This is a genomic window from Pseudomonas sp. (assembly GCF_030683065.1).
Taxonomy (GTDB): Bacteria; Pseudomonadota; Gammaproteobacteria; order Pseudomonadales; family Pseudomonadaceae; genus Aquipseudomonas.
Window position 1 is genome coordinate 1 of the sequence record NZ_JAUXMX010000009.1, and the last position, 6,450, is coordinate 6,450.

The 6,450-nt window shown below is 59.6% G+C and carries 5 protein-coding genes and 1 pseudogene; 4 read left to right on the forward strand and 2 right to left on the reverse strand.

All coding sequences use genetic code 11. The features are described from left to right. Positions 1 to 625 precede the first annotated feature (625 nt). Positions 626 to 1,882, reverse strand: coding sequence for a glycine-betaine demethylase subunit GbcA (gbcA, locus tag Q8K09_RS02565; RefSeq protein WP_305253462.1), 1,257 nt, complete (start codon positions 1,880 to 1,882; stop codon positions 626 to 628). Between the two features lie 365 nt (positions 1,883 to 2,247). Between gbcA and gbcB the strand changes: the two genes are divergently transcribed. Continuing rightward, complete coding sequence (gbcB, locus tag Q8K09_RS02570) at positions 2,248 to 3,348, forward strand: glycine-betaine demethylase subunit GbcB (protein ID WP_305253463.1); 1,101 nt, start codon at positions 2,248 to 2,250, stop codon at positions 3,346 to 3,348. Between the two features lie 307 nt (positions 3,349 to 3,655). Here gbcB and Q8K09_RS02575 read toward each other — a convergent pair whose 3' ends face one another. Then, a complete protein-coding gene (locus Q8K09_RS02575; RefSeq protein ID WP_305253464.1) occupies positions 3,656 to 4,699 on the reverse strand; it encodes a low specificity L-threonine aldolase in 1,044 nt (347 codons plus the stop codon). Positions 4,700 to 4,929: 230 nt separating this feature from the next. Between Q8K09_RS02575 and Q8K09_RS02580 the strand changes: the two genes are divergently transcribed. From Q8K09_RS02580 to glyA, 3 genes and pseudogenes are all read left to right on the forward strand, one after another. Continuing rightward, positions 4,930 to 5,229, forward strand: coding sequence for a hypothetical protein (locus tag Q8K09_RS02580; protein WP_305253465.1), 300 nt, complete (start codon positions 4,930 to 4,932; stop codon positions 5,227 to 5,229). Between the two features lie 100 nt (positions 5,230 to 5,329). Further along, positions 5,330 to 6,073 carry a TraX family protein gene (locus tag Q8K09_RS02585; protein WP_305253466.1) on the forward strand — a complete coding sequence of 248 codons (744 nt, stop codon included), beginning with the start codon at positions 5,330 to 5,332 and terminating at the stop codon, positions 6,071 to 6,073. Positions 6,074 to 6,310: 237 nt separating this feature from the next. Further along, positions 6,311 to 6,450, forward strand: a pseudogene (gene glyA, locus Q8K09_RS02590) (serine hydroxymethyltransferase); the annotation flags it as partial.

Genomic DNA, 6,450 nt, shown 5'->3' on the forward strand with positions numbered 1-6,450 from the left:
CCGATCTGCTTCAAGCATCTCGTCAGCGGGAGGCGAATAATACAGCGTTTAAAACCGCTGTCAACCACCTCATTACCGCTTTCGATCTTCTCGACCAAATCACTAACAAGGCACCTACAACCACCTCGCTAGCCCGCCGCATTCTACACAGCTTTCGCTGTACTGCAACCCCTCTTTTTAAGCTAACTTCTTGTTTTACAAGAGGTTTACCGAGAGGCCTGCGCCAGAAGAGGTGCGGACTATAGGCCCAGCAGAATCTACGTCAAGGCTTTATTCGAAGTTATTTACCCGCACCCCAAATCATCCTCATCACACCCTGACAGTGCCTATTGCAGATAACGCCGCTGGATCATGTTTTTCACAGGGCGCCGCTCTCTTATATAGAAGAGCCAAAGTAATGCCCGGACGCCCCAGTGGAAGAGTTGGCGATTTTACTGGCGCTTCGCCTGCCCGGCAGGCGGCGCAGACCGCACGACACGCCACGCAGCAATGCCACTATATAAGGTCAGCAGAATAACCAGCGCTAAACCAATCGACATCACCCCACCCCCAGAAAAGCGCCAGCCCGCATCACGCGGGCTGGCAGTAACAGTCAGTCGTTTACCAGTCGCAGGCTGGCTGCTTGCTAAGCACCCAAGTTGCTGAGCAGGCGCTCGCTGTACCAGTCGATAAAGTTGACCACACCAAACTCGTAAGTCGTCGAGTACGGCCCAGGCTGATAAGCCGTGGAGTTGATGCCGCGCTGGTTCTCTTCGGCCAATCGACGATCTTGATCGTTGGTCGCGTCCCACACCTGGCGCAGACGAGCAACATCGTAGTCGACGCCTTCCACTGCATCCTTGTGCACCAACCACTTAGTGGTGACCATGGTTTCCTGCGCACTGATTGGCCATACAGTAAAGACGATGATGTGATCGCCCATGCAATGGTTCCACGAGTGCGGCAAATGGAGGATACGCATTGAGCCAAGGTCGGGATTCTGGATCCGCCCCATGAGTTTCTTACTACCCTGCTTGCCGTCCATCGTCATCGACACCGTACCCTTGAGCAGCGGCATACGCACGATACGGTTACGCAGCCCAAAACTGGCGTGGGCATAAGGAATCTTCTCGGCATCCCACTTGGCGGCGGACTCGGCGACGTGGTCCTTGAACGATTGGCTGGCGCGCGGATCGGTGACGTCGTCCCACTCCAGCAAGGTGTTTAGCAACTCCGGGTGAGCGCCGTTGCAGTGGTAGCACTCACGGTTGTTTTCCAGGACCAGCTTCCAGTTGGCTTTTTCCACCAAGGTGGACTGCACAGCGACCTTGGTGTTCTCCATGTCGTAGGGCTCCATGTAATGAGCCAGCGTGGCGAGAAAGTCGTCGATTGCCGGCGGATTCTCGGCCAGGGATATGAAGATATAGCCGCCGGCTGTTTTGCAGTTGACCGGCTTGAGGTTGTAATCTTTAAGGTCGAAGTCGGCACCCATCTCAGTGCCGGCAAACAGCAAACGCCCGTCGATCTCATAAGTCCACTGGTGGTAGGGGCAAACCAGCTTGGCGACCTTGCCTTTATCGCTGGTGCACAGACGTGAACCGCGGTGGCGGCAGACGTTGTGGAAGGCATGCACCACACCCTCGGCACCGCGGATAACGATGATCGGGTTATTGCCGATTTGCAGGGTCAGGTAGTTGCCCTTGGCCGGGATCTCGCACGCCATACCGGCGATCAGCCATTCTTTGTGAAAAATCTCCTGCATATCGATCTGGAACAAACGCTCGTCGCTGTAAAACGCTTGTGGCAACGAGAACGTACGCTCGCGGCTCTGCAGCATCTCGGCGGTGGCCTTGCGTGCCGGTTCCAGGGGGTCGCCCAGGCTCAGGGTGAAAGTAACGTCCATCGGTAACTCCTCAATGGCGACTCGTGGTGCGAGCGCCGCAAAAAGTGGCTATTTCGTTTGCTACGCAAGGCGGCGTGACTGACCCCTCGTAAGTCGCCTGCCGAATGGCGACTGGGTACGCGGAACAATGGTCGTGCGCTCTTATCCGTTTGCTTCGGCTAGGAGTGAGTGTGGCGATGGATGAAACGCAAACCTTATCCATGGACGACATAGCCACATCCGTTTCCGACGCGGCAAGCCGCGCGCCAGGCGGCAGGTCGCGATAAGCATGTAAATGTCGCTCATAGATAAATGAGTGCACCAACCGTTGCGCACAATTCACCGCAATAGGCCAACGTCAGGCCGCAGCGCGCGAGATACCGACCATGTCGAACGATTTCCTCAATCCCGTTACAACTCAGACTTGGAGCAACGGCCGTCACCTGGTGCGCTGCGTCAAAGTGATCCAGGAAACCTGGGACGTTCGCACCTTCTGCTTCATGGCAGAACAACCGGTGCTGTTCTTCTTCAAGCCAGGCCAGTTTGTCACCCTGGAACTGGAAATCGACGACCAGCCCGTCATGCGTTCCTACACCATTTCCAGCTCCCCTTCGGTGCCCTACAGCTTCTCCATCTCGATCAAACGGATGCCTGGCGGCAAAGTCTCCAACTGGCTGCACGACAATCTGCAAGAAGGTCAGGAGCTCGCGGTGCATGGCCCGGTAGGGTTGTTCAATGCCATCGATTTCCCGGCCGACAAGGTGCTGCTGCTCAGCGGCGGCGTGGGCATTACCCCGGTGATGTCCATGGCTCGCTGGTTCTATGACACCAACGCCAATGTCGACATGGTCTTCGTGCACAGTGCTCGCACACCGAAGGACATCATTTTCCACCGCGAACTTGAGCACATGGCAGCGCGGATCAGCAACTTCAGCCTACACATCATCTGCGAGAAACATGGCCTCGGCGAGTCCTGGGCTGGTTACCGGGGGTACCTGAACCAGAAGATGCTGGAGTTGATGACCCCTGACTTCATGGAGCGAGAAATTTTCTGCTGCGGGCCGACGCCCTACATGAATGCGGTCAAGCATCTGCTAGCTAGCAATGGCTTCGACATGCAGCACTATCACGAGGAATCCTTCGGCGCGACGCCTCCTGAAATCCGCGCCGAGGTCAAGGAGCTGGCTGCCGAAGCCGCCGACGCCGCGCCTGTCCCCGTCGCGGACCAACATCAGGTGGCATTCGTCGCCACCGGCAAGAGTATTCGCGTCGATCCGGGCGAGACCGTGCATGCTGCGGCCGCCAAGCTCGGCCTGCACATCCCCAAGGCCTGCGGCATGGGTATATGCGGCACCTGCAAGGTAATGAAGACTGCTGGTGAAGTGAGCATGGAACACAACGGTGGGATCACCGACGAAGACGTCGCCGAAGGCTACATCCTGTCCTGTTGCAGCGTGCCCCAAGGCGACGTGGTCATCGATTATTGATCGAGGCGCTGCGGCTCTGCGCTGCCGGCAACCCCCGCGGCGCAATGAGCAGGCTAGATGCGCCTGCTGATCCTGGGTGAAAAAGCTCAGCCACGCCACAAACTCACCCCGGCCATGGGCATATCGGATGTTTATTGATCAGCACGGGCACGGGCATATGCAGCGAGTGCTAGCGGCTGGCATGAACAGCTTATCCACAGTTCGCTGCACAGTTTTTGTGCGCAGAATGAAACCGACCCGCTGATACTCAATGGCATTACCTGTGGCGGCCGGCTCGGGCCTATCACCAGAGCCGGACAGGCGTGGACTAGACCGCAGCCATGGCCATACGAATATCTGCTGCCAGTTCGCGCACCCGCTCTTCTTCGGTATCCCAGGAGCACATGAAGCGCGCGCCACCGGCACCGATAAAGGTGTAGAAACGCCAGCCCCTGGCGCGCAGGTTTTCCAAGGCCGGCTCGGACATCTGCAAGAACACCCCGTTGGCCTCGACCGGGGACATCAGACTGACGCCCGGCACATCATCAACCAACTCGGCGAGCAGGCGCGCGCACTGGTTGGCGTGGCGGGCGTACTTCAGCCAGGCGCCGTTATGCAGCAGGCCGACCCACGGCGCGGAGAGGTAGCGCATCTTCGAGGCGAGTTGACCGGCCTGCTTGCAGCGGTAGTCGAAGTCCTCGGCAAGCGCCTTGTTGAAGAACAGGATCGCCTCGCCCACCGCCATACCGTTCTTGGTGCCGCCGAAGCAGAGCACGTCGACGCCAGCCTTCCAGGTCAGCTCAGCCGGACTGCAACCGAGGAAGGCGCAGGCATTGGAGAAGCGCGCGCCGTCCATATGCAGATTAAGGCCCAGTTCGTGGCAGGTGGCGCTAATCGCACGGATCTCCTCAGGACGGTACACGCTGCCGACTTCGGTGGCCTGGGTCAGGGTCACGACGCGCGGCTTGGGGAAGTGGATGTCCTGGCGTTTGAGCGCCAGCTCGCGGATGGCCTCGGGGGTCAGCTTGCCGTGCTCGGTCTTGGCCAACAGTAATTTCGAGCCATTGGAGAAAAACTCCGGGGCACCGCATTCGTCGGTCTCGACGTGTGCGGTCTCCGAACAGATCACGCTGTGGTAGCTCTGGCACAGTGCCGCCAGGGCCAGGGAGTTAGCCGCAGTGCCGTTGAAGGCGAAGAACACCTCGCAATCGGTCTCGAACAATTCGCGAAAATGATCAGCGGCGCGCGCGGTCCACTGATCGTCGCCGTAAGCGCGGTCGTGGCCGTGATTGGCCTCGGCCATGGCGTCCCAGGCTTCCGGGCAGATGCCAGAATAATTGTCGCTGGCAAACTGTTGCGATGAATCAGACATTGCTCATTCCTTGTTGTTGGATCATCGGCGCATGACACTACTTTACCCTCGCGGTGCGTCACGGGAAGCACGCTGTGGCGACATCTTGTTCATTCCAGGCGCTGTCTGACCCGCCGAATGGTTGGCTGGCACCTGTATGTAAATGAAAAGGAACTCATGGCAGCAGACGGCCTCACAACCAGGGTCCCGGCAATGCTTGCCGACGCAACTGACTCGAACAGGAACCCACAATGAACTACCGTCATTTGATTGCACTTTTTGTTCCGCTGGCATTCGCCCTGCCCGTCACAGCCGCCGACTGGCCAGCAGGTGCCAAGACCCAGTTCGTCAACGAGTGCGTGGCCGGCGCCCAATCCACCCACAGCAAGCCGCAGCTACAGGCCTTCTGCGAATGCGCGGCCGACAAGGTCAGCAGCGAGTTCAGCCAAGAAGAGCTGGAAGCGATGCGTAGCCAGCCGCAACCTGACCCTGCGTTGCAACAGCGCCTGGTCACCGCCTCCAGCAGCTGCAACGCCAAGCTGCAGGGCTGACCGCAGTACCGGCTGCGCGCTGCAGGTGTGACGCCGGACGGGCAGCGGCGACGATCTTGGGTTACCGTCGATCACCAGCCGCTGACCTGTGAGCGTCGCCATGTCATCCCCATCCCCAGTCCTGGCCAACCGCCCGCGTGATGCTGCGCTGGATCTGCTCAAGTGGCTGGCGCTACTGAGCATGTTGATCGACCACCTGCGCCATGTCTGGCCAGCGCTGTACCCTCTCTATATTCCCGGCCGCCTGGCCTTTCCGTTGTTCTGCCTGGCCATCGCCGCCAACCTGGTACGGCCGTCGGTGCGTCCACGCCTGCCGGTGCCGCTGCGCTATCTCGGCCTGTTGCTGCTGTTCTCGCTGCTTTCCGAGTGGCCGTATCGGCTGTTGGTGCAGGCACCGCAATCGCTCAACGTATTGCCGACCCTGGTGCTTGGCCTGCTGATCGCCAGTGGCGTGCAGCAGCCCAGTGGCCGGGCGCGCTGGCTGGCGCTGGGCACCCTGCTGCTGGCCGTGGTCGGCCATCCCTGGCTGATGTTCGGCGCCGCCGGGGCCTTGCTGCCGGCGGCCTTCGTTTATGCATTGAAGCGCCCTCATCCCGCCTGGATCTGGCCGCTACTACTGTGCCTGCTCGCCAATTACTGGCCGCCCTTCTATGTCGATGCCGCCCACGGCGATCCTTTTGCCTGGGCAGTGATCCTCAGTTGCGCGCTGGCGCCGCTGTTCGGTCTCTGGCTGCTGCGCCAGCCGCTGCATATCCGCGTGCCGCCGGTACGACGCTGGGCCTATTTGTTCTATCCAGGGCACTTTCTGCTGCTTGTCGCACTGCGCGAATATTGGCCGCACTGACGACCGCCGCCGTCATGGCCTGACCAGCAGCGGGCATTCGCATGACCGACGGCGACCTGCCGCAGACGCGCATGTCGCAAACACAACCTCCTGTGGCGTGCATAGGCATCTGGCTAGTCAGAGCGAGTCATACCATCGGCTCCACAGGGGTTGTGTGGCCGTGAATGAAATGACGGTGCTGCAGAACCCCGATTCCGACACATATGCGCTACAGCGTGGCGCCGCAGGAGATCAGCGATGTTCAGCAAACAAGACCAAATTAAAGGCTACGACGACGAACTGCTCAGCGCGATGGATGCCGAGGAGCGCCGTCAGGAACATCACATCGAGCTGATCGCTTCGGAAAACTACACCAGCAAGCGGGTCATGCAGGCGCA

Bases quoted from the DNA above. Each gene is read 5' to 3' on its own strand.
- Q8K09_RS02575 (WP_305253464.1), bottom strand. From the start codon at position 4,699: ATGTCTGATTCATCGCAACAGTTTGCCAGCGACAATTATTCTGGCATC.
- gbcB (WP_305253463.1), top strand. From the start codon at position 2,248: ATGTCGAACGATTTCCTCAATCCCGTTACAACTCAGACTTGGAGCAAC.
- Q8K09_RS02580 (WP_305253465.1), top strand. From the start codon at position 4,930: ATGAACTACCGTCATTTGATTGCACTTTTTGTTCCGCTGGCATTCGCC.
- gbcA (WP_305253462.1), bottom strand. From the start codon at position 1,882: ATGGACGTTACTTTCACCCTGAGCCTGGGCGACCCCCTGGAACCGGCA.
- Q8K09_RS02585 (WP_305253466.1), top strand. From the start codon at position 5,330: ATGTCATCCCCATCCCCAGTCCTGGCCAACCGCCCGCGTGATGCTGCG.